This is a genomic window from Streptomyces sp. ISL-94, from assembly GCF_018614075.1.
Classification (GTDB): domain Bacteria; phylum Actinomycetota; class Actinomycetes; order Streptomycetales; family Streptomycetaceae; genus Streptomyces.
Map to the genome: position 1 here is coordinate 36,493 of NZ_JAGGOZ010000084.1, position 20,679 is coordinate 57,171.

Genomic DNA, 20,679 nt, shown 5'->3' on the forward strand with positions numbered 1-20,679 from the left:
GAGGGAGATGGGATCACCTCCACGCGCAGCCGTCCAGTGGCGACACAGCAACGCGGTCAACCACACCCCACAAGAGTGACCTGCGCGCAACGGCAAACCTTCGGTGGCGCGCTGGCGTTGCACCGTCCGGATGGAGACGCATGTCCGGCCGTGAGCACAACCAGAGCGCCGATGCCTACCTGCTTCACCGTCACCCCGCTGGACGGCCTCTTCGACAGCCTCGAGCCCCTGCCGCGGCCCAGAAGCACTCGCGTCCCCGAACTCTCCAAGATCGAGAACGGTCGGCACCAGATCCCACGTTTTACAGTCCCCGCACGGCCCGCACGGCCCGCACGTACGGGAGAGCTCGGTATCTGGCATCCGCTACGCGCAGGGGATCAAATCTGTGACCGCGAGGTGAGAGTTTGCCGCGCATAAAGGTAAGGGTTTTTATCGCAGGGAACTGAGTAGAATAGTTTTACGTGCGGGGACTGTTTCGGCGTGCTATTGTTGATCTCAGTTGCAGTCTTGGTTCGCAAAAATTCAAGCGCTTCCCTTGTTGGCGTTCTCGCCCGCTGGAGGCGCTTTGTATTTCCGCCGATTTTCCGGCCGGGGCAATCATCGCGGCGACTCCGGAACCGCACAGTGTGATTCCGGGCACTGCCCCAAAGGAGATTAATATGGCATCTGGCACCGTGAAGTGGTTCAACGCGGAAAAGGGTTTTGGCTTTATCGAGCAGGAGGGCGGCGGCGCTGACGTCTTCGCTCACTACTCGAACATCGCCTCCTCCGGCTTCCGCGAGCTTCAGGAAGGCCAGAAGGTTAACTTCGACGTCACGCAGGGCCAGAAGGGCCCGCAGGCCGAGAACATCGTTCCCGCCTGACGCTGACGCATACACGTAGCTGGGGCCCGCACCTTGAGGTGCGGGCCCCAGCTCGTTGCTTTTCACCTCCCACGCCACGTCGGATCCCGACGGTTTCGCGTGCGCGGCGGGTGACCACGTCCGCCGTTTCCCCGGCCTCTTTGACGCCCTGCGCGGCACTCTTGTCCGCAAGGCTTCTTCGGCTGGTTCTCGCGAATACCTATGATGGAAATTCCTCGAGGCGTGCCGCATCGAGGCGTTCGGGCTACGGCGCCGAAGGCATGAGCGTGCCGTTCCCGATCCAGGCCGCGACCTTGCCCAACACGCTGGCGGGCCGCGACGTCCTGGGCCGTGGCCGTACCGGCTCCGGCAAGACTCTCGCCTACGGCCTGGCCCTGCTCGCGCGTACGGCAGGACAGCGCGCCGAGCCCGGACAGCCGCCGGCCCTGATCCTCGTTCCCACCCGCGAGCTCGCGCAGCAAGTCACCGCGGCGCTGACCCCCTACGCCCGTGCGGTGAAGCTGCGCCTGGCCGCCATGGTGGGCGGCATGCCCATCGGACGGCAGGCAGTCGTACTGCGCGCAGGCGCCGAGGTCGTCGTCGCGACCCCCGGACGGCTCAAGGACCTCATCGACCGCGGTGACTGCCTGCTGAACCAGGTCGCCGTCACCGTCCTGGACGAAGCCGACCAGATGGCCGACATGGGCTTCATGCCGCAGGTCACCGCCCTGCTGGACCAGGTGCGCCCCGAGGGCCAGCGGATGCTGTTCTCCGCCACCCTGGACCGCAACGTCGACCTGCTGGTGCGCCGCTACCTCGCCGAGGGCGAGCACGCCATGCGCTACCGCAGGCTCGACGCCCCGCCCGTTGTCGACGAACAAGGCAGCGCTCTGGGCGTTCTCGCCCTTGTCCGCTGAGCCGCCTCACAGCGGCACGACCGTCCCCTACTTCTTCCAGTGAGGCATCATGCGCTGTGTCATTGCCCGTTTCCCGTTCGACCTGACCAAGGGCGGTGTCCTGGAGTCGAATGAAGGGCGTCAAGCCCGCGCAGGTCCTCGGCGAGTCCGTGATCATCGGCCGCCGCACCTACCCCGTCAAGGAGGTCGGCCAGGTCATCACCCATGAGGACCGACGCGACTTCAGCATCGGCGAAGTCCTCCGGGCCATGCCCCAGCTCGGCTTCACCTGCCGCGGCCTTCCTCGGGCCGCCGCCCCCGCGCGCGTCCTCAGCCCGCTCCAGCAGGCTTCCGCGATGTTGGGCATCCCGGTGACCGTCTGTCCGACGGGACCCGCGCGAGCTGGCACATGAACAGTGAGGGCCGTCCGACCGGCATGCGCCGGTCGGACGGCGCTCCTCTACGTGGGGGCGGATCATTGGCCGGGTTGGCTTGAGTCGCCCACCGAGGTGTGGAGGCGGATGGTGGTGCCGGTCTGCGGGGTGGATCGGATTTCGACGAGGTCGCACAGCTGGTGTACCAGCCAGAGCCCGCGGCCGCCGGGGCTTTGGTAGGTGGGCCGGATGCGGCCGGCGAGCGGGTTCTCGATGTGGCCGGTGTCGCGGAACTCGCAGATGAACGTCGCGTCCTGGGTCCAGGTGCGCAGGGTTCCGTGGCCTCCGCCGTGGCGGATGCTGTTGGTGGCGACCTCGGTGGCCGCGAGGAGGAGTTCGCTGAGCCGGGATTCCGGGAGGTCCGCCTCGGCGGCGCAGGCGGTGATCTTTTCGCGTACGGCGGCCAGGTCTCCGCGGGCGTAGGACAACTCGTCCAGCGGTCCGCAGGGCCCGGTGAGTTCCTCGAACGTGTAGGGGGCGTCCCGGTCGTAGTCGGCGCTCGGTTCGGCGGTTCCGTCGCGGCGGATCAGGGGATGGCAGCGGGTCAGTGCCTGGAGCGAGGCCGGGTCCTCGTCGGCGGTGTCGTAGGGGCACAGCAGCCACCAGGCGGTGCTCTGTGCGAAGGCCAGGTTCAGGAGCCATTCGTGGTAGCGCAGTTCGGCGGCCTCCGAGGGGGTGCGCGCTTGGTGCCAGGCGGACTCGCCGATGCCGCGCAGCGGCCGGCCCTCGGCGGCGTGCCGGGCGATCTCGTCCTGCCAGACGGCGAGGAGCCGGCCGGGGTTGCGGCCGGGGGTCGCGGCGTCCACGAACGTGACGGATTTGGAGTCCGGGAGTTCGGCACGCAGCAGGGCCTCGCGGTCCCCGGGTACGGAGACGATGACGCCTTCACGGGCGTCGAGAGCCTCCTGGATGAAGCCCAGGGCGCCGTGCAGGAACGCGTCGTCGCCGAGGTAGGGGTAGAGCTCGTGGCGGAAGCCTTCCTGCGGCTGTTCCAGCCGGACGGAGGTGGTCATCCGAGCACCTCCACCGGGATCTCGGGAACGGAGTAGCCGGACAGCTGCCAGGACAGCCGCACGATCCGGTTGGCGCCTTCGACGGTGATGGTCCGGTCGGGCAGGTGCAGCGCGGCGTCGACCAGGGCGCGCATCCCGGTGGCATCGATCAGCTCGACGTCCTCGAAGCACAGCCGGATCGCGGGCGTGTGGAGCGCTGCGGCCCGCAGAACGGACCCGAACGCGTGCGCCCCGTCCGAGTCGATCACGCCTGTCACCTTCCAGCCCTCGCTTCCCGATCGGAACATGTGGAACCCAGGCAGTTCAGGTCGGTTGCCCAGTGTCTGCGGGTGTACGCACATGACCTGCTCCAGTTCCGCGGCGTCCCACGTACCGGGGAGATAGGCACACACCACGGTGGCACCGCCGAGGGCGGCGACCTCGTCGAGGCCCAGCTCACTGTCCAGGAGGGCCGGCATCCCCGGTGCGGCGTCGCCCCCCGATTGGCGGCACGCGAGGACCCGGACGGAACGGAACCCTTCGCGACTGGCCCGCTTGAGCTCTTGGTCGACCGCGGAGACGATGGATCCGGCGGTGTCGAAGGGGTCGATCACCACGGCGGAGGAGGGGAAAGCGCGCAGCTTGCGGACCTCCGCCAGCGGACCGGGAGCGCCGACCAGCACGATCCGGTCCCCGAACAGCGCCCCGTCCGCGACGAACGGAGCCGAGTCGGTGGCCAGCCCCCGGGCATCGTCGATCACCCAGCAGACGTGATCTCCCACTTCAACCTCATCCAGCGTAGCCAGAGCTCGCATCCCTCTCACCCGGCCTCCCCATCGTCGTAGCCAACAATACGCCGCCCGCTGATCGTCATATGGGCCCATGAGGCGGGGGAGGAGCCCACCGGGCAGCAGTTGTGGAGCCTCTTCGGCGTGCGGCCGGCACAGTATGCGGATCGAAGCGAGTCTGGCTCCGACTGGCCGAAGGGGGGAGTCCCCGGATGAGGCGTGCACCGCACGGCGCGCGATCCTCTCGGTGAACCGTGCGGAGGAGGCCAGGCCCGCACCAGGGTCCACGTGCGGGATGGGGTGACTTGCGCGGCCCGCGAGCGCAGGTCGTAGCCTTCGGGCATGACCGATGCGCAGACACCGACGCCCCGTGACGCTTTCGAGATGCTGCTGGCCGGTAATCAACGGTTCGTCGCCGGCACGCCGGAGCACCCGAACCAGGACGCCACCCGCCGCACCGAGGTCGTTCCGGCCCAGAGGCCGTTCGCTGTGCTGTTCGGCTGCTCTGACTCCCGCCTGGCCGCCGAGATCATCTTCGACCGCGGGCTGGGTGATCTGTTCGTGGTCCGGACCGCCGGGCACGTCGCGGGCCCGGAGGTGCTGGGCAGCATCGAGTACGGGGTGGGTGTGCTCGGCGCCCCGCTGGTCGTGGTGCTCGGCCACGACGCGTGCGGCGCCGTCGCGGCCACCCGCACGGCGGTCGAGGACGGCACGGCGGCCGGCGGCTACGTGCGGGATGTGATCGAGCGGGTCACCCCGAGCGTGCTGGCCGCCCGCGCCGCGGGCCGCACCGAGGATGCGGACTTCATCGCCGAGCACATACGGCACACCGTCGACCTGCTGCTGGACCGCTCCCGCGTCCTGGCCGAGGCGGTCGAAGCCAGGCAGGCCGCGGTGGTGGGGCTGTCCTACCGGCTGGCCGACGGCACCGCCCGCCCGGTCACCGTCCGTGGCCTTGAGGACGTGCCGGCCGGCTTGGAGCCCTGACGCCGGTCCTCAGCGTTCCTGAAGACCGGGCGCGACCTTGCGGAGTTCGTCGGCGCTGATCGCCCCGGCGCGCAGCAGGACGGGGGCGGTGGCGGTGATGTCCACGATCGAGGACGGCACGTCGGCAGGGGTCGGGCCGCCGTCCAGGTACACGGCCGCCGTCTCACCGAGCATCCTGTGGGCGGCGTCGCAGTCCTGCGGGGAGGGCCGGCCGGTCAGGTTGGCGCTGGAGACGGCGAGGGGCCCGGTCTCGTTGAGCAGGTCCAGGGCGACCGGGTGCGCGGGCATGCGCAGGGCTACCGTGCCACGGGTTTCGCCGAGGTCCCACTCAAGCGACGGCTTGTGGCGGGCGACCAGGGTCAGGCCGCCCGGCCAGAAGGCCTCCATAAGCTGCCGTGCCTGCTCGGGCAGGTCATCGACCAGGCCGTCCAGGTCATCCGGGGAGCCGACCAGTACCGGTGAGGGCATGTTCCGCCCCCGGCCCTTGGCGTCGAGCAGTCGGCAGACCGCCTTGGGGCTGAAGGCATCCGCGCCCACCCCGTAGACGGTGTCGGTGGGCATCACCACGAGCTCCCCGCGGCGCACCGCCTGTGCTGCCTCGCGCAGCCCGGCGGCACGCTCGAAGGCGTCCGAACAGTTGAAACAGGGCATTCCATGTTCTCCCGCTGAGCGAGCCGTCGGCTCGCGACCATCGATGTCGACTCGGAGGCTACCGGTCGTGCGGGCGGTGCCTCTGCCCGACGCCCGGCGCCGGGGACGCGTCAGCTTCCCCCGGGGTATACGAAGGTCCCGCGAGTGATGCGCCCGATTCAACGATGCCGGCCCATCGCGGCGCTGCCGGCGCCGCCGCGGGTCTCTCGAGGTAGGAAAATGCCTAGGGTTTTCCGCCGCCGGGGGGCCGTGGTGACGTGGATGGTGCGACGGCGGCGGCCCCGACGCCTTCGCCCACTACTCCGCGATCAACTCCTCGGGCTTCCGTGAGTCCAGAGGGCCAGGTGGCGACGTTCGACGTCACCCAGGGCCAGAAGGGCCCCCAGGCGGAGAACATCAACCTGGCCTGACCACCCCGCACGCAGGCAAGGCGATCGGCCCGTACGGCTGCCCCGTGCAACCGGTACCGCCCGCAACGGTCGCTGAACTCGTCCGGGTCTCGGTGGGATTTGAGACGCACACGGATCCCGTGGTCTGGCCCAGACGGTCATGGACTCTGCGTGGCAGACGCCATGGTGCACCCGCCCGGAGCCCCTCCGAGGTCCCTCATCGTCCCTGGGTTGTCCGGCGGGTATGGGGGAACGAGGAGAGACGATGCGAGCCGATGATGCTGGCTGGGTTCGGTTGCCGAGGGTGAGGAGACGGGTCTGTGAGCGGTGTGTGGATGTACGCGCAGGACAGCGGCTACACGTCTCGGCAGTCGCTGGTGGGTTTCACCGTGGAGGCCGCTGACGGTGTCATCGGGCACGTGGACCGCCAGCAGGACCAGGCCGGCATGCAGCACCTGGTGGTCGACACCGGCGTGTGGGTGTTCGGCAAGAGCGTCCTGATCCCGGCCGGGGCCGTCACCCGCATCGACACCGAAGCGGGCACGGTGACGCCCTTCTCTGAGGGGCGAGCTCACGCAGAGCGGCTGCGGGTCTGGCGGAGTTCGGCCATGCCCCTGTCGGTATTCACCAGGCGCTGGTCGGCACATGGTGTGCGGGTGCATGGTCGTGCGCGCTCTCCTGGTCCTGGTCCGCGTCTTCGGCCGGCTACCCCAGAGCATCGGCAAGGTGTCCGCTCACCTGCTGAACGCGGGGACCGTACGATTGGTACCCGGAACGCCCTGCACGCCGCCGACAGGTGGAGCACCGATCCGGTCGCTCCCTGCCACAGCGGTACGTCCATCCCTGCCAGGGGGCCGAGCGGAACGTCGCTTGCTGTTGGAAGGGGTACCTCGTCATGTGCTGCCACGCTCGCGGACACGCTCGTGACCTCCTGCCCTTGGGATGCCGAAGGCGTGCCACACCAGCCTGGCGTACGCCCGAGGGCTACGGCTTGGCTTTCGTCGATCGAGTGACGGAAACGCTGCTCACCGATGACCGGCTTGCCTGCCTCGCCATCACGATCTCAGGTCGGCAGCGCGAGTGAGAGGCGTCACATGCGGGGTGGGTCCAGCCCGCTTTGAGGTACCGGCCCCCCCGGCGACGCCTCGGCGTGACGGCTGCTTGGGACCAGTTGGGGACCAGCGCCACTGCCCGCAGGTGCACGACACGCGCATTCACGCACGTTTCTCGCCCTCAAATAGCGGCGTATGTGCTGATTCTGACCCCGGGGCAGCTATCTGGGGGTCAAGGGGTCGCAGGTTCAAATCCTGTCGTCCCGACTGGCGGAGACGCAGGTCGGAGGTCGTATCGGAGTGGTCCGATACGGCCTCCGACTCATTTCTGGGGACCAATCGCCCGGCGATCGCGCCGCGCGCAGGCTCTTCCGGGGATCGAGCTGTATCCGTAAGGCGGGGTGCCGCCCTTCGCGCCCGTTCCCCTACAGTGCGTGATGTCCGCATCCGGCCGCCCGTGACGACGCACAGCCGAACAGGAGCAGACCCGTGGCCACCCACGCCCGCCCCGGCTACCTTTCGAACCCGTCCCCGGCCGGTCGCCGGGTCCCCGAGCTGGACCCCGCCCTCGTGAGGGAGTGGCAGGCCGGGGGAGGGGAGCCCATCGACCTCTTCACGCAGGCGCACGAACGGCTCGGCGGCGTCGCCGCCTTTCGGCTCGGTCCGCGCCCGACCGTTCTGGTCACCGCCCCCCAAGCCGTGCAGCACGTGCTCGCGCTCCATCCCGACCGGTACGTGAAGCGCTCGCACCGCGCCCGCCTGCTGATCGGCGACGGGGTCCTGGCCGCCACCGGAGAGGCGTGGCAGCGGCAACGGCGGCTGTTGCAGTCCCAGTTCACCGGCCGGGGCATGCGCCGCTACGAGCAGCGGATCGCCGAGGCCGCCCGGACCACCGCGATGCGCTGGGCCGGGTACGCCCGCACCGGGGAGGTGCTCGATGTCGGCGACGAGATGCGCCGTTTCGCGCTCGACACCATCTGGCGTGCCCTGACCGGACACCCCCTCGACCCCCGCACGGAGCGCGAACTGGCCGCCGTGCCCGCCGTGGTGGCCGCGCTCCCCAGCCTGCCCGCGGACAGCACGGCCGCCCAAGGGGCCGTCGCCGCCGAGCTGGCCCGTATCGACGCGGTGGCGGGCCTGGCCATCGCCGCCGCCCGCGACGGCGAGGCCGGACCCGACGGCCCGGGCCTGCTGCACGTCCTGATCGAGGCGTCGCACACGCGCCCCGAGTACACCGAACGGCTGATCCGCGACGAGCTGGTCACCCTGCTCGTCGCCGGACACGAGACCACCGCCACCACCCTGACCTGGCTCTACCTCCTCCTGGACCGCAGCCCGGAGGCGCGGGAGCAGGCCCTCGCCGCGGGCCCCGAGGGCTCACCCGAGCGGCGGCAGGCCGTCCAGGCACTCGTCCACGAGACGCTGCGCTTCTACCCGTCGGCCTGGATGCTCCCGCGATCCGCCGCGCAGGACGACGTCCTCGCCGGATACGAGATCGAGGCCGGCACCGACGTACTGGTCTGCCCCTACCTCACGCACCGGGACCCCGGGCTCTGGGAGGACCCCGAACGGTTCGATCCGGGGCGGTTCACCACCCCCGGCCGGCGCCCCGCCCACCCGGGCGGCTACCTTCCGTTCGGCATCGGGCCCCGGGCCTGCCTGGGCCTGCAGTTCGCCCTCCGGGAGTCGACCGTCCTCCTGGAGAACCTGCTGCCCGCCCACATCCCGCGCTTCCGCTCCACCCCGTCAAGGGCCGCCTACAGCATCACCGTTCGCCCCGACGGGCCGACGTCGGCGGTGCTGGCCGGTTAGGCGTCCCGTCGAAAAACGCTTGGACTGCGCGGGCGCCGTCGCGGGACACTGCCAATCCTGTCTTGTAGGTCCCACAAAGCAGGGTTGGGATGGAATTGCCTGAATCGCGCAAAAGTTCGCCCGGCAGGGGCTCGGTGCTCCTCGCCCTTCGTTACTACGGACGGGAGTTGGCCCGCCTCCGACGCCTGACGGTACCCGCGTTGCTGCTCCCGGCACTGGGCAACATCGGCATCGACTACATCGCTCCGCTGGTCATCGCGAAGCTCGTCGCCCGCATCGCGAAGGGCGGCACCATCGGCATCGGCCCGATGCTGCCCTACGTCGTCTGGTTCGCGGCGGTCCTGCTGCTCGCGGAGGCGCTCTGGCGCCTCGGACTGCACTGCCTCAACCGTCTCGACGCGCTCGGCATCGAGCAGCTGTACGTGACCGGAATGGACGAGCTGTTCGCCAAGGACGCCGCCTTCTTCCACGAGAACTTCGCCGGGTCGCTGACCAAGCGGGTCCTGAGCTTCGCCTCCCGCTTCGAGGAGTTCGTCGACACGCTGACGTTCAACCTCGTGGGCAGGTGCGTACCGCTGATCTTCGGATCGGTGGTGCTGTGGCACTACGAACCGCTGCTCGTCGTCGCGCTCCTGGTGCCGATCGCGCTGACGGCGCTGTGCGTGATGCCCCTGATCCGCCGGCGCCAGGCGCTCGTCGACCAGCGGGAGGAGGCGATCGCCCGGGTGTCGGGCCACGTCTCCGACAGCCTGATGAACATGGACACGGTCCGGGCGTTCGCCGCCGAGGACCGCGAGGCCGCCGAGCACCGGTCGCGGGTCGGGGAGTCGCGGCGGCTCACGCTCCGTTCGTGGGACTACGGCAACCTGCGCATCGACACCATCGTCGCGCCCATGTCCGTACTGACCAACGCGCTGGGCCTGCTGCTCGCCATCGCGCTCGCCGGCGCGGGGCACGGCGTGGAGGCGGTCGTGGTCGCCTTCGCCTACTTCAGCAGCGCCACGCGGCTCATGTTCGAGTTCAACCAGATCTACCGCCGCCTGGAGAGCTCGATGACGGAGGCCGCGCAGTTCACCGAACTGCTGATGAAGCCGCCGACCGTGGTCGACCCGCCCTGCCCGGAGCCCTTGCGGTCCCAGGGCGCCGACGTGCGCTTCGAACGGGTGACCTTCGCCCACGCGGGCGCGAAGCCGCTCTTCGAGGGCCTCGACCTGGCCGTGCCCAGCGGGGCGAAGATCGGTCTCGTCGGCCGGTCCGGCGGCGGCAAGACCACGCTGACCCGGCTGCTGCTGCGGATGACGGACATCGACGCCGGCCGGATCCTCATCGGGGGGCAGGACATCAGCAGGCTGCGGCAGGCCGAACTGCGCAGCATGATGGCCTACGTACCGCAGGACCCGGCGATGTTCCACCGCACGCTGCGGGACAACATCGCCTTCGCCCGGCCGGACGCCACCGACGCCGAGATCCGCCGCGCGGCCGAGGCGGCGCACGTCACGGAGTTCGCCGACGCGCTCCCCGACGGCTTCGACACCATGGTGGGCGAGCGCGGGGTGAAGCTGTCCGGCGGCCAGCGCCAGCGGGTCGCCCTCGCCCGGGCGATCCTGCGCGATGCGCCGATCCTGCTGCTCGACGAGGCGACCAGCGCCCTGGACTCCGAGAGCGAGGTCCTCGTACAGGACGCGCTGTGGCGGCTCATGGACGGGCGGACGGCGCTCGTGGTGGCACACCGGCTGAGCACGGTCGCCACCATGGACCGGCTCGTCGTCCTCGACCGCGGCCGGATCGTCGAGCAGGGCACGCACCAGGAGCTGCTGGCCGCGGACGGCGCCTAAGCGAAGCTGTGGCAGCACCAGTCGGGCGGCTTCCTGGAGGAGGACACCCCCGCGCGGACCGACCTGCGACTGGGCGCGCGCGAGTAGCGGTGCGGGCGGCGGTCATCCGCCGTCGGCCGGGCGGCCGGCGCGGAGCTCCAGGGGACCCGCGCCGGTGGCCCGGGCGGTGAGGCAGGCCTCGATCCGGCGGCGCAGGGCGGGTTTGACCAGGGCGGGGAGTTCCGCGTGCGGGACGGCACGCCACTGCAGGAGCTCGTCGGGGGCGAGTCGGATGCGGGCAAGGGCCGGGGCGTCCAGGACGCCGCCGTCGTAGAGGAAGCGGACGCGGGCCAGCCGGCCCCGTTTATGGGACCAGTCGACGGCGAGCAGCCGCCCCGGGGGGAGGTCGAGGCCGATCTCCTCACGGACCTCCCGCCGGGCGGCGGCGCGCGGGGTCTCCCCGAGGTCGCTGTCGATGCCGCCGCCGGGCAGGTGCCACCGACGGGCGTCCCCGTAGGCCGGCTGCACGAGCACGATCCGGCCCTCGGTGTCGGTGAACAGCACGCTCGCCGAGGTCAGCGACTTGGGGCGGTGGGCCAAGTGGTCGGCGGCGCCGAGGTTGCCGGCGTGTTCGAGGGCGATGCGGGCGGCGGGCTCCAGGCCGGCCGGGGAGCCGGGCTGGGGCACGCCGTCGACGAGGTGGGCGAAGGAGCCGGTGCGCAGGGCGGCCAGGCCGGCGCGCAGCCGGGGGGCGATGCGTTCGGGGAGGGCCGCGCAGGCCTCGTCCGGCTCCAGCCAGCGCGCCTCGGTGATCTCGCCGTCCGGGAAGGAGATCGCGGCGGCCTCCTCGGGCGCCAGCGGGCCGACGAGGTGGACGTGCACGACGAGCGAGCGCCCGAGGACGCCGGGCCGCCGGGAGTCCACCGCGAGCAGCCGGCCGACGGGCCGGCCGAGGTCGAGCTCCTCCTTCAGCTCGCGGGCCAGCCCCTCCTCCGGGGTCTCCGTGTCCTCGACCGTGCCGCCCGGAAGCTCCAGATCCGCCTTGTACGAGGTGGTCAGTACGAGGACCCGCCCGCGCGTGTCCAGGACGATCCCGGTGGCGGCCACGAGCGGGGCGGGCTGGGCGGCGTAGTACTCGCGCACCGCGTCGGGGGAGGGACGGTCGGGCACGGCGGCTCCTGTGGGGTGGCGTCAGGCACGGGCCAGCAGCATGCCGCCCATCGTGACCATCGTCGCCGCGACCAGGCCGTCCAGCACCCGCCATGCGGAGGGGCGGGCGAGGAGGCCGCTGAGCAGCCGGGCCCCGTAGCCGAGGGTGCCGAACCACGTCAGGCTGGCCAGGCCGGCGCCGATGCCGAAGGCCCAGCGCAGGTCCCCGCGGTCGGCGGCGAGCGAGCCGAGGAGCAGGACGGTGTCCAGGTATACGTGCGGGTTGAGCCAGGTCATCGCCAGACAGGTCAGCACGGCCCGGCGGCCGGACCCGGCGGCCGCTCCCTCCAAGGTGAGGGCGGCCTCCGGGTCGGGCCGCAGCACCCGGCGGGCCGCGAGGACTCCGTAGCAGATCAGGAATCCGCCCCCGGCCAGTCCGACCACGGTCAGGGCGGCCGGCCAGGCGGTGACGAAGGCGCCGACCCCGGCCACGCCGAGGGCGATCAGCAGCGCGTCGGAGACGGCGCAGATGGCGACCACGGCCAGGACCGCGTGGCGGCGGGCTCCCTGGCGCAGGACGAAGGCGTTCTGCGCGCCGATGGCGACGATGAGGGAGAGTCCGGTGCCGAATCCGGCGAGGGCCGCCGTGATGATGCCGTGTGTCATGCCTCTGACCGTAGGCAGCGGTGTCTTTTCAGTACAGCTAAAGATTTTTACGTACCATTAGCGCTTGTGATGGACGAGCTTCCCCTGGACCAGGTCCGGACGCTGCTGGCCGTGCTGGACGAGGGCACCTTCGACGCGGCGGCGGCCGCCCTGCACGTGACGCCCTCCGCCGTCAGCCAGCGGGTCAAGGCCCTCGAACAGCGGACCGGGCGGGTGCTGCTGATGCGGACGAAGCCGGTGCGGGCCACGGAATCGGGGGAGGTCGTGGTCCGGTTCGCCCGGCAGCTGGCCCGGCTGGAGCGCGACGCGCGGGCCGAGTTGGGGATGGCCGCCGAAGGGGCGGGGCCGGTGCGGCTGCCGATCGCGGTGAACGCGGACTCCCTCGCCACCTGGTTCCTGCCGGCGCTCGCGCGGGTGCCGCAGGATCCGCCGGTCTGCCTGGAGCTGCACCGCGAGGACGAGTCGCACACGACCGCGCTGCTGCGGGAGGGGCAGGTGATGGCGGCGGTGACCTCTTCGCCCGATCCGGTGGCGGGGTGCGGCGTGCGGATGCTGGGGCTGGCGCGGTACCTGCCGGTGGCGAGCCCGGGCTTCGCGGCCCGCCACCTGAGGGGTGCGCCGGAGCGGGACCTGACGCGGGCCCCCACGATCGTCTTCGACCGGAAGGACGAGCTCCAGGACGCCTTCGTACGGTCGTTGACGGGGGACCCGGCGGGTGGTGCGGGGCCGGTGCGGCACCACGTACCGACCTCGGAGGGATTCCGCGATGCGGTGGTCGCGGGGCTGGGGTGGGGGCTGGTGCCCGAGCAGCAGGCCGGCCCGCTGCTGCGGACGGGGGACCTGGTGCTGGTGGTCCCGCGGCGGCCGTTGGACGTGCCCCTGTACTGGCAGCAGTGGAAGCTGGACTCGCCGGTGCTGTCGATGGTCGCCGAGGTGATCGCGGCGGCGGCCGGGGAGGCCCTGCGCCGTCCCGCGCGCGGCGGGGCTTAAGCTGCCGACCATGGAGTCCTATACGATCGGCCAGGCGGCGCGGCTGCTCGGCGTCAGCGTCGACACGGCGCGCCGCTGGGCGGACGCCGAGCGGTTCCCGACCCGCCGCGAGGGCGCACGCCGCATGGTGGACGGGCCGGACCTGGCCGCGTTCTGCGTGGAAGCGGCGCGGGAGAGCGGCGACGGCGAGGAGGCCCCCTACACCTCGGCGCGCAACGCCTTTCCCGGAATCGTCACCGGGGTGAAGCTCGGCACGGTCGCCGCGCAGGTGGAGATCCAGGCCGGGCCGCACCGCATCGTGTCGCTGCTGACGCGGGAGGCCGTGGAGGAACTCGGCCTGGAGGTGGGCGCCCGGGCCACCGCGCGCGTGAAGTCGACCAGCGTGTTCGTCGACCGGGCCTGAGCGGACCTGACCCGACCTCGGCGGAACCCGCCCGACCTCGCCGGTCTTCGGCGGGCTCGGCGCGCTCGGCAGGCTCGGCAGGCTTGGCGTGGGCGGACCCCGGCGGGGGCCGTCCGGCGGCGGTGGCAGACTGGCCGCCGATCAGCCCGAAGAGGAGTACGCCGTTGTCCATGTTCAGCACCCTGCGCCGGGCCGTGCGCCGCGGCTACCGGCGGGCCGTCGACCTCAGCCACCCGGCCCGCTCCCCGCTCGGCAGCGCCGTGGTCAACTGCGTGGTCTACCGGGACGGCGTCCGGCAGGACGGCTGCGCGGAGGCCGAGGAGGCGCTGCGCCGGGTCCGCAAGACGGGCGAGGGCTTCGTGTGGATCGGCCTTCACGAACCGGACCAGGCGGAACTGGCCGGGCTCGCCGCGCTGTTCGGCCTGCACCCGCTGGCCGTCGAGGACGCCGTGAACGCGCACCAGCGCCCCAAGGTGGAGCGGTACGACGACACGCTGTTCTCCGTCTTCAAGACCGTGCGCTACGTCGAGCACGAGGAACTGACCGCGACCAGCGAGGTGGTGGAGACCGGCGAGCTGATGGCCTTCACCGGCGAGGACTTCGTCATCACCATCCGGCACGGCGGACGCGGCACCCTCGGCCCTGTCCGCGAGGCGCTGGAGGCCGATCCGGAGCAGCTGGCCAAGGGGCCGGCGGTCGTGCTGCACGCCATTGCCGACCACGTGGTCGACGACTACACGGCCGTGACGGACGCGGTGCAGAACGACATAGACGCCGTCGAGACGGCGGTGTTCAGCGAGTACGGCGGCCGCGGCGACGCCGGGCGGATCTACCAGCTCAAGCGCGAACTCCTGGAACTGCGGCGGGCGGTGGCGCCGCTGGGCCGCCCGCTCCAGCAGCTGGCCACGCAGCCGATACCGGTCATCCCGCCGGAGATCCGCGCGTACTTCCGTGACGTGGCGGACCATCTGACCCGCGCCACCGACCAGATCGGCGCCTACGACAACCTGCTCGACTCCATCCTCCAGGCCCACCTCGCGCAGGTGACCGTCGCCCAGAACGAGGACATGCGCAAGATCACGGCGTGGGCGGCGATCGTCGCCGTCCCGACCATGGTCTGCGGGGTCTACGGCATGAACTTCGACCACATGCCCGAACTGCACTGGACGTACGGGTACCCGATCGTCCTCGGGGTCATGGCGGTCGCCTGCTTCGTCATCCACCGCGGCTTCCGGCGCAACGGCTGGCTCTGACCGGAGAAAACCCCGGTGAGGAGGGGTACGCTGGCCGAGTAGGGTCCGCCTGTCACAGATGGTCGACAGGGGGGACGGCATACACCCATGGAACGGGAACTGCTGGGCGAGCGGGTACGGCTGGAGCCGCTGGCACACCGGCACCACGACGGCCTGTGCGAGGCGGTGCGGGACGGGAGCCTGTGGGACCTCCCGGTGACGATCGTCCCTCACCCGGACGACATGCGGGCCTTCATCGAGGACGCGCTGGCGGCGCGCGAGGCGGGCACGCAGATCACGTACGCGACGGTGGACCGCGCGACCGGCAGGATCGCGGGCTCCACACGGCTCATGGTGATCAACACCCAATTCCGGCGGCTGGAGATCGGTTTCACCTTCCTGGGTGCGTCCTGGCAGGGGACCGGGCTCAACACCGAGGCCAAACTGCTCATGCTCACCCACGCCTTCGAGGTGATGGGCATGAACCGGGTCGAGCTCCTCACCGATGTGCGCAACAGCAGGTCGCGGGCGGCGATCGCAGGGCTCGGCGCCACGCACGAGGGAGTGCTGCGCCACCACATGGTGATGCGCGACGGCTGGATCCGGGACACCGCCGTGTACAGCATCATCCGCCCCGAGTGGCCGGACGCCAAGCGGGCCCTTCACGCACGCGTGCACGGGTCTTGAGGGCCCGCACACTCTGGTAGTAAAGTTTCCTAACGAAACCGGGAACGCCTCAACTACCCCACGGAGGCCTTGTGTTGACCCCCCACCGCAAGAAGATGCTCGCGATCGGCGCCGTCCTCGGCAGCGCACTGATCGCCGTACCGGTCACCGCCCATGCGACCGCCCACGCGCCCGTCACCGCCCCCGCGGTGACGGCGGCCGCGGGGCTCGACGATCCGGCGAAGAAGGAGATCGCCATGCAGATCGTCTCCAGCGCGGAGAACTCCTCGCTGGACTGGAAGGCGCAGTACAAGTACATAGAGGACATAGACGACGGTCGCGGCTACACCGCCGGCATCATCGGCTTCTGTTCCGGCACCGGCGACATGCTCGACCTCGTCGAGTACTACACCCAGCTCAAGCCGGGCAACGTCCTCGCCAAGTACCTTCCGGCGCTGCGCAGGGTCGACGGCACCGACTCGCACGCCGGCCTCGACCCGAACTTCACCAAGGACTGGGCGAAGGCGGCCCAGGACGCCGAGTTCAAGAAGGCGCAGGACCACGAGCGCGACCGGGGGTACTTCAACCCGGCGGTCAAGCAAGGCAAGTCCGACGGCGTCGGCACCCTCGGCCAGTTCATGTACTACGACGCCATCGTCGTGCACGGCGACGGCACCGACTCCACCAGCTTCCGCAACATCCGCAAGCGGGCCCTGTCCAAGGCCAAGCCCCCGTCGCAGGGCGGCAACGAGACCACCTGGCTGAACGCCTTCCTCGACGCGCGCGTCTGGGCGATGAAGCAGGAGGAGGCGCACAGCGACACCAGCCGCGTCGACACCGCCCAGCGGGTGTTCCTGAAGAAGGGCAACCTGGGCCTCAACACCCCGCTCGACTGGAAGGTCTACGGGGACTCCTTCCACATCGGCTGACCCGACGGAAGCGGCGGCCCGGGGCGGGCCCCTTCCCGCACCGGGCCGCGAAGACGGCCGCGTCCTGCCCGGGGTGTCGCAGTGCGATAACGATGTCGGGGCCGACGAGCCCAGCTCGTCCGGGGTGGGCGCGTACGGGGCCGGGGACGTTACGGACTTCCGGGGACACGACGCCTCTCCTGCACCCTGCCGTACGGCTTTCGTCACCGGAAAGTCCGCCGCGGGGCCGATTCGGCGCCCTGCCAAGTGGCTTGACCGCGCCATAAGCGGGGCATAAGTTCTGCCCCGGCTTGCTCCAGCAGGACGGGCCCGAGATCCGTCCTCTGGGGGGCACATGAACTACTACACCGACGTCTTGAAGAAGTACGCCGACTTCTCCGGCCGCGCACGCCGCCAGGAATACTGGATGTTCTTCCTGTGCAACCTCGCCGTTGCCATCGTCGTGGCGATCATCGACGCCGTGATCGGCGCCAACATGATCATCTACGGGCTCTACGTCCTCGCGATCATCGTGCCCTGCATCGCCCTCACCGTGCGCCGGCTGCACGACCTCGGCAAGTCCGGCTGGTGGTGCTTCATCGTCTTCATCCCGCTGGTCGGCGGCATCTGGTTGATCGTCCTGGCGGCCACCGAGGGTCAGCCCGGTCCGAACCAGTACGGCCCGAGCCCCAAGGCGGTCCACGCCTGACCGGTCCGCGTACCGGCACACCCGAGCGCCGTCTCCGACGTCACACGTCGGCGGCGGCGCTCGCGCGTGGGGCGCGCGTGACGCGCGTCTCCCGCAGCTCGTGGCAGGGGGCTGTCCAGACGGGCCCGATCACGAGATATCTTGATGTCGAGCAATGTTGCAGACGAGAGACCAGACTGTGGAGCGGAGCATCCGGTGACTGACTCGACCATCATCTACACGCACACTGACGAGGCCCCGGCCCTCGCGACGTATTCCTTCCTGCCTGTGATCCAGGCGTACGCGTCGACGGCCGGTGTGAATGTCGAGACCCGTGACATCTCCCTGGCCGGTCGGATCATCGCCAGCTTCCCCGAGCACCTCGAGGAGGGCCAGCGCATCGCCGACGCCCTCGCCGAGCTGGGCGAGCTGGCCAAGACGCCGGAAGCCAACATCATCAAGCTGCCCAACATCTCGGCCTCGATCCCGCAGCTGAAGGCCGCGGTCGCCGAGCTCCAGGGCCAGGGCTACGCCCTTCCGGACTACCCGGACGACCCGAAGTCGGACGAGGAGCGCGAGATCCGCGCCCGCTACGACAAGGTCAAGGGCAGCGCCGTGAACCCGGTCCTGCGCGAGGGCAACTCCGACCGCCGTGCTCCCGCCTCGGTCAAGAACTACGCCAAGGCCCACCCGCACCGCATGGGCGCCTGGAGCTCCGAGTCGAAGACGAACGTCGCCACCATGGGCGCCGACGACTTCCGCTCCACCGAGAAGTCCGCCGTCATCGCCGAGGCCGGCAGCCTGCGCATCGAGCACGTCGCCGCCGACGGCGCCACCACCGTGCTGCGCGAGTCCGTACCGGTCCTCCCCGGTGAGGTCGTGGACGCGTCCGTCCTGCACGTCGACGCGCTGCGCACCTTCCTGAACGACCAGATCGAGCGGGCCAAGGCCGAGGGCGTCCTGTTCTCCGTGCACCTCAAGGCCACGATGATGAAGGTCTCCGACCCGATCGTCTTCGGCCACGTGGTCCGCGCCTTCCTCCCGAAGACCTTCGCGCGCTACGGCCAGACCCTCGCCGCCGCCGGCCTGTCGCCCAACGACGGCCTCGGCGGCATCCTCAACGGCCTGGGCGCGCTGCCCGACGGCGACGCGATCAAGGCCTCCATCGACGCCGAGATCGCCGAGGGCCCGGCCCTCGCCATGGTCGACTCGGACAAGGGCATCACCAACCTGCACGTGCCGTCCGACGTCATCGTCGACGCCTCCATGCCGGCCATGATCCGCACCTCCGGCCACATGTGGGGCCCGGACGGCAACGAGGCCGACACCCTGGCCGTCCTCCCGGACAGCAGCTACGCCGGTGTCTACCAGGTCGTCATCGACGACTGCCGCGCGCACGGCGCGTTCGACCCGTCCACCATGGGCTCGGTGCCGAATGTCGGCCTGATGGCCCAGAAGGCCGAGGAGTACGGCAGCCACGACAAGACCTTCGAGATCGCCGCCGCGGGCACCGTCCGCCTCGTCGACGCCGCGGGCAACACGGTCCTGGAGCAGGAGGTCGCCGCCGGCGACATCTTCCGCGCCTGCCAGACCAAGGACGCGCCGATCCAGGACTGGGTCAAGCTCGCCGTCACCCGCGCCCGCGCCACCGGCGTCCCGGCCGTCTTCTGGCTGGACGAGAGCCGCGCGCACGACGCGCAGCTGATCGCCAAGGTGAACACGTACCTGGCCGAGCACGACACCGAGGGTCTGACCATCAAGATCCTCTCCCCGGTCGAGGCCACCGCCTACTCCCTGGAGCGCATCCGCCGCGGCGAGGACACCATCTCGGTGACCGGCAACGTGCTGCGCGATTACCTGACCGACCTCTTCCCGATCCTGGAGCTGGGCACCAGCGCCAAGATGCTGTCGGTCGTCCCGCTGATGAACGGCGGCGGCCTCTTCGAGACCGGCGCCGGCGGCTCCGCCCCGAAGCACGTCCAGCAGCTGGTCAAGGAGAACTACCTGCGCTGGGACTCCCTCGGTGAGTTCCTCGCGCTGGCCGTCTCCTTCGAGCACCTCGCCACCACCACCGGCAACGCCCGCGCCCAGGTGCTGGCCGACACCCTGGACCGCGCGACCGGCGCCTTCCTCAACGAGGACAAGTCGCCGAGCCGCAAGCTGGGCGGCATCGACAACCGCGGCAGCCACTTCTACCTCGCCCTGTACTGGGCGCAGGAGCTGGCCCGGCAGACCGACGACGCCGAGCTCGCCGCCGCCTTCGAGGCGCTCGCCAAGACGCTGGGCGAGCAGGAGCAGACCATCGTCGGCGAGCTGATCGCGGTGCAGGGCTCCCCGGCCGACATCGGCGGGTACTACCAGCCCGACGCCGGCAAGGCCGCGGCGATCATGCGCCCGTCCGCGACCTTCAACCAGGCGATCGCGACCCTGGGCTGACCTGCCCCTGTCGGCGGCTGACATCCGTCGTCGCCGACGCGTTCCGCCCCGGCCGGCCTCGTGCCCGGCCGGGGCGGACCCGTTTCACAGCCGGTGGACCCGCTCCTGTTCGAAGGCCAGAGGGGACCGGGCGGCCGCGAGGATGCGCAGGCCGGGGGCCGCGGAGAGGAGATCCCGCAGCCAGGCCAGGGCGGCGGGGGCGAGCTGTTCGGCGCCGTCCAGGACGAGCAGCATGTCCCGTTCGGCGAGCCACGAGGCGGCGTTGGCCGTCCCGCACGGCAGGAAGGGCATACCGGGCACGCGGCCCAGCTCGGCCGTCAGTTCGCGGACGCCGTGGCCGCCGTGGCCGCCGTGGAGCGGGTCCAGGGCGACGACGGCCACCCCGTCGTAGAAGTTGGACGCGAGGCGCCGTGCGATCTCGCGGACCAGCAGGCTGCGCGGCTCGCGGAACCCTCCCGTCACGGTCAGGACGCGCCCCCGCCGGACGGCGGTGAGCAGCCGGGACATCTCGGCGGACGTAGCGGGCAGTGTTCCGGTCGACCCGGATTCCCTCTTCGGCACGATGCCCCCCATTGCATGCGTGACCAAGCGCGGCGACAGGGTTTTTTCAAGCCGCGTGACGCCGATTATGCGCCAGTTGCGTCGTAAGACCAGCGGAATGTCACATTCCGACGATGCTGTCCGCTCCTTCGCAGGTCAGGTCGCCCACGCGGCGCGGTGCGCCGCCGCGGGCAGCGGCCGGCTCCCGCCCGCCCGCCGTACCGCGCCCGCTGCGCCCGCCAGACCCGGCCGGTGGGCGTGGTGGCGCTCCAGCTCCCAGTACCAGCTGGCCAGCACCTCCTCGACGGCGGACCGGAAGATCTCCGGCCCCCGCCCCCGCCCCC

17 protein-coding genes and 5 pseudogenes are annotated in these 20,679 nt (G+C 70.9%); 15 read left to right on the forward strand and 7 right to left on the reverse strand.

The annotated features are described in order from the left end of the window. Window positions 1–659: 659 nt before the first annotated feature. From J7E94_RS24985 to J7E94_RS24995, 3 genes and pseudogenes are all read left to right on the forward strand, one after another. Complete coding sequence (locus J7E94_RS24985) at window positions 660–863, forward strand: cold-shock protein (RefSeq protein WP_134068503.1); 204 nt, start codon at window positions 660–662, stop codon at window positions 861–863. Then, a pseudogene (locus J7E94_RS24990) lies at window positions 860–1,666 on the forward strand (DEAD/DEAH box helicase); the annotation flags it as partial. The gene J7E94_RS24985 and the pseudogene J7E94_RS24990, both read left to right, overlap by 4 nt. 142 nt (window positions 1,667–1,808) lie before the next feature. Next, window positions 1,809–2,151 (forward strand): annotated as a pseudogene (locus J7E94_RS24995) (SCO5918 family protein). A 62-nt stretch (window positions 2,152–2,213) separates the two neighbouring features. Here the strand turns inward: J7E94_RS24995 and J7E94_RS25000 are convergent. Together J7E94_RS25000 and J7E94_RS25005 are read right to left on the reverse strand one after the other, a co-directional pair. Beyond that, window positions 2,214–3,185, reverse strand: a complete 972-nt coding sequence (locus tag J7E94_RS25000) for a sensor histidine kinase (RefSeq protein WP_215019037.1) — start codon at window positions 3,183–3,185, stop codon at window positions 2,214–2,216. Then, window positions 3,182–3,946 carry an MEDS domain-containing protein gene (locus J7E94_RS25005; RefSeq protein WP_308345443.1) on the reverse strand — a complete coding sequence of 255 codons (765 nt, stop codon included), beginning with the start codon at window positions 3,944–3,946 and terminating at the stop codon, window positions 3,182–3,184. The genes J7E94_RS25000 and J7E94_RS25005 overlap by 4 nt, the downstream gene beginning before the upstream one ends. Window positions 3,947–4,294: 348 nt before the next feature. On the opposite strand from J7E94_RS25005, the gene J7E94_RS25010 reads away from it, so the two are divergent. Further along, on the forward strand, window positions 4,295–4,939 hold the full coding sequence (locus tag J7E94_RS25010) for a carbonic anhydrase (RefSeq protein WP_215019039.1): 645 nt from the start codon (window positions 4,295–4,297) through the stop codon (window positions 4,937–4,939). A gap of 9 nt (window positions 4,940–4,948) precedes the next feature. On the opposite strand, the gene J7E94_RS25015 is transcribed toward J7E94_RS25010, so the two are convergent. After that, window positions 4,949–5,590, reverse strand: a complete 642-nt coding sequence (locus J7E94_RS25015) for an L-threonylcarbamoyladenylate synthase (RefSeq protein ID WP_215019040.1) — start codon at window positions 5,588–5,590, stop codon at window positions 4,949–4,951. A 268-nt stretch (window positions 5,591–5,858) separates the two neighbouring features. Here J7E94_RS25015 and J7E94_RS25020 point away from each other — a divergent pair. From J7E94_RS25020 to J7E94_RS25030, 4 genes and pseudogenes are all read left to right on the forward strand, one after another. Further along, a pseudogene (locus J7E94_RS25020) lies at window positions 5,859–6,000 on the forward strand (cold-shock protein); the annotation flags it as partial. A 314-nt stretch (window positions 6,001–6,314) separates the two neighbouring features. Beyond that, window positions 6,315–6,527 (forward strand): annotated as a pseudogene (locus J7E94_RS34875) (PRC-barrel domain containing protein); the annotation flags it as partial. 993 nt (window positions 6,528–7,520) lie between these two features. Further along, on the forward strand, window positions 7,521–8,843 hold the full coding sequence (locus J7E94_RS25025) for a cytochrome P450 (RefSeq protein WP_215019041.1): 1,323 nt from the start codon (window positions 7,521–7,523) through the stop codon (window positions 8,841–8,843). An 89-nt stretch (window positions 8,844–8,932) separates the two neighbouring features. After that, window positions 8,933–10,765 (forward strand): annotated as a pseudogene (locus J7E94_RS25030) (ABC transporter ATP-binding protein). Between the two features lie 15 nt (window positions 10,766–10,780). Here the strand turns inward: J7E94_RS25030 and J7E94_RS35780 are convergent. After that, the gene (locus J7E94_RS35780; RefSeq protein ID WP_215019043.1) at window positions 10,781–11,827 is read right to left on the reverse strand and encodes an NUDIX hydrolase; all 1,047 of its coding nucleotides are present in this window, start codon (window positions 11,825–11,827) and stop codon (window positions 10,781–10,783) included. A 21-nt stretch (window positions 11,828–11,848) separates the two neighbouring features. Continuing rightward, entirely contained in the window at window positions 11,849–12,472 is a 624-nt protein-coding gene (locus J7E94_RS25040; RefSeq protein WP_215019044.1) for a LysE/ArgO family amino acid transporter, read from the reverse strand. Window positions 12,473–12,541: 69 nt separating this feature from the next. On the opposite strand from J7E94_RS25040, the gene J7E94_RS25045 reads away from it, so the two are divergent. The 7 genes from J7E94_RS25045 to J7E94_RS25075 all read left to right on the forward strand — a co-directional run bounded on the left by J7E94_RS25045 (window position 12,542) and on the right by J7E94_RS25075 (window position 19,795). Continuing rightward, window positions 12,542–13,462: a LysR family transcriptional regulator ArgP gene (locus tag J7E94_RS25045; protein ID WP_215019045.1), complete on the forward strand. Its 921-nt coding sequence runs from the start codon at window positions 12,542–12,544 to the stop codon at window positions 13,460–13,462. A gap of 10 nt (window positions 13,463–13,472) precedes the next feature. Continuing rightward, window positions 13,473–13,865, forward strand: a complete 393-nt coding sequence (locus tag J7E94_RS25050) for a molybdopterin-binding protein (RefSeq protein WP_215019046.1) — start codon at window positions 13,473–13,475, stop codon at window positions 13,863–13,865. Between the two features lie 170 nt (window positions 13,866–14,035). Then, window positions 14,036–15,118, forward strand: coding sequence for a magnesium/cobalt transporter CorA (gene corA, locus J7E94_RS25055; protein ID WP_215019047.1), 1,083 nt, complete (start codon window positions 14,036–14,038; stop codon window positions 15,116–15,118). An 87-nt stretch (window positions 15,119–15,205) separates the two neighbouring features. Further along, window positions 15,206–15,784 carry a GNAT family N-acetyltransferase gene (locus tag J7E94_RS25060; protein ID WP_215019048.1) on the forward strand — a complete coding sequence of 193 codons (579 nt, stop codon included), beginning with the start codon at window positions 15,206–15,208 and terminating at the stop codon, window positions 15,782–15,784. Window positions 15,785–15,879: 95 nt separating this feature from the next. Next, on the forward strand, window positions 15,880–16,692 hold the full coding sequence (locus tag J7E94_RS25065) for a chitosanase (RefSeq protein WP_215019057.1): 813 nt from the start codon (window positions 15,880–15,882) through the stop codon (window positions 16,690–16,692). 334 nt (window positions 16,693–17,026) lie between these two features. Beyond that, a complete protein-coding gene (locus J7E94_RS25070) occupies window positions 17,027–17,380 on the forward strand; it encodes a DUF805 domain-containing protein (protein WP_215019049.1) in 354 nt (117 codons plus the stop codon). Between the two features lie 195 nt (window positions 17,381–17,575). After that, window positions 17,576–19,795 carry an NADP-dependent isocitrate dehydrogenase gene (locus tag J7E94_RS25075; protein ID WP_215019050.1) on the forward strand — a complete coding sequence of 740 codons (2,220 nt, stop codon included), beginning with the start codon at window positions 17,576–17,578 and terminating at the stop codon, window positions 19,793–19,795. Window positions 19,796–19,879: 84 nt separating this feature from the next. Here J7E94_RS25075 and J7E94_RS25080 read toward each other — a convergent pair whose 3' ends face one another. Further along, window positions 19,880–20,356, reverse strand: a complete 477-nt coding sequence (locus tag J7E94_RS25080) for a hypothetical protein (RefSeq protein WP_215019051.1) — start codon at window positions 20,354–20,356, stop codon at window positions 19,880–19,882. 135 nt (window positions 20,357–20,491) lie between these two features. Then, a partial coding sequence (locus J7E94_RS25085; protein WP_215019052.1) for a hypothetical protein occupies window positions 20,492–20,679 on the reverse strand: 188 nt, incomplete at its 5' end.

What these genes read in the sequence shown, in the direction of transcription:
- J7E94_RS24985 (WP_134068503.1), top strand. Translation starts at nt 660, where the DNA reads ATGGCATCTGGCACCGTGAAGTGGTTCAACGCGGAAAAGGGTTTTGGC.
- J7E94_RS25000 (WP_215019037.1), bottom strand. Translation starts at nt 3,185, where the DNA reads ATGACCACCTCCGTCCGGCTGGAACAGCCGCAGGAAGGCTTCCGCCAC.
- J7E94_RS25010 (WP_215019039.1), top strand. Translation starts at nt 4,295, where the DNA reads ATGACCGATGCGCAGACACCGACGCCCCGTGACGCTTTCGAGATGCTG.
- J7E94_RS25015 (WP_215019040.1), bottom strand. Translation starts at nt 5,590, where the DNA reads ATGCCCTGTTTCAACTGTTCGGACGCCTTCGAGCGTGCCGCCGGGCTG.
- J7E94_RS25040 (WP_215019044.1), bottom strand. Translation starts at nt 12,472, where the DNA reads ATGACACACGGCATCATCACGGCGGCCCTCGCCGGATTCGGCACCGGA.
- J7E94_RS25045 (WP_215019045.1), top strand. Translation starts at nt 12,542, where the DNA reads ATGGACGAGCTTCCCCTGGACCAGGTCCGGACGCTGCTGGCCGTGCTG.
- J7E94_RS25050 (WP_215019046.1), top strand. Translation starts at nt 13,473, where the DNA reads ATGGAGTCCTATACGATCGGCCAGGCGGCGCGGCTGCTCGGCGTCAGC.
- corA (WP_215019047.1), top strand. Translation starts at nt 14,036, where the DNA reads ATGTTCAGCACCCTGCGCCGGGCCGTGCGCCGCGGCTACCGGCGGGCC.
- J7E94_RS25060 (WP_215019048.1), top strand. Translation starts at nt 15,206, where the DNA reads ATGGAACGGGAACTGCTGGGCGAGCGGGTACGGCTGGAGCCGCTGGCA.
- J7E94_RS25065 (WP_215019057.1), top strand. Translation starts at nt 15,880, where the DNA reads ATGCTCGCGATCGGCGCCGTCCTCGGCAGCGCACTGATCGCCGTACCG.
- J7E94_RS25070 (WP_215019049.1), top strand. Translation starts at nt 17,027, where the DNA reads ATGAACTACTACACCGACGTCTTGAAGAAGTACGCCGACTTCTCCGGC.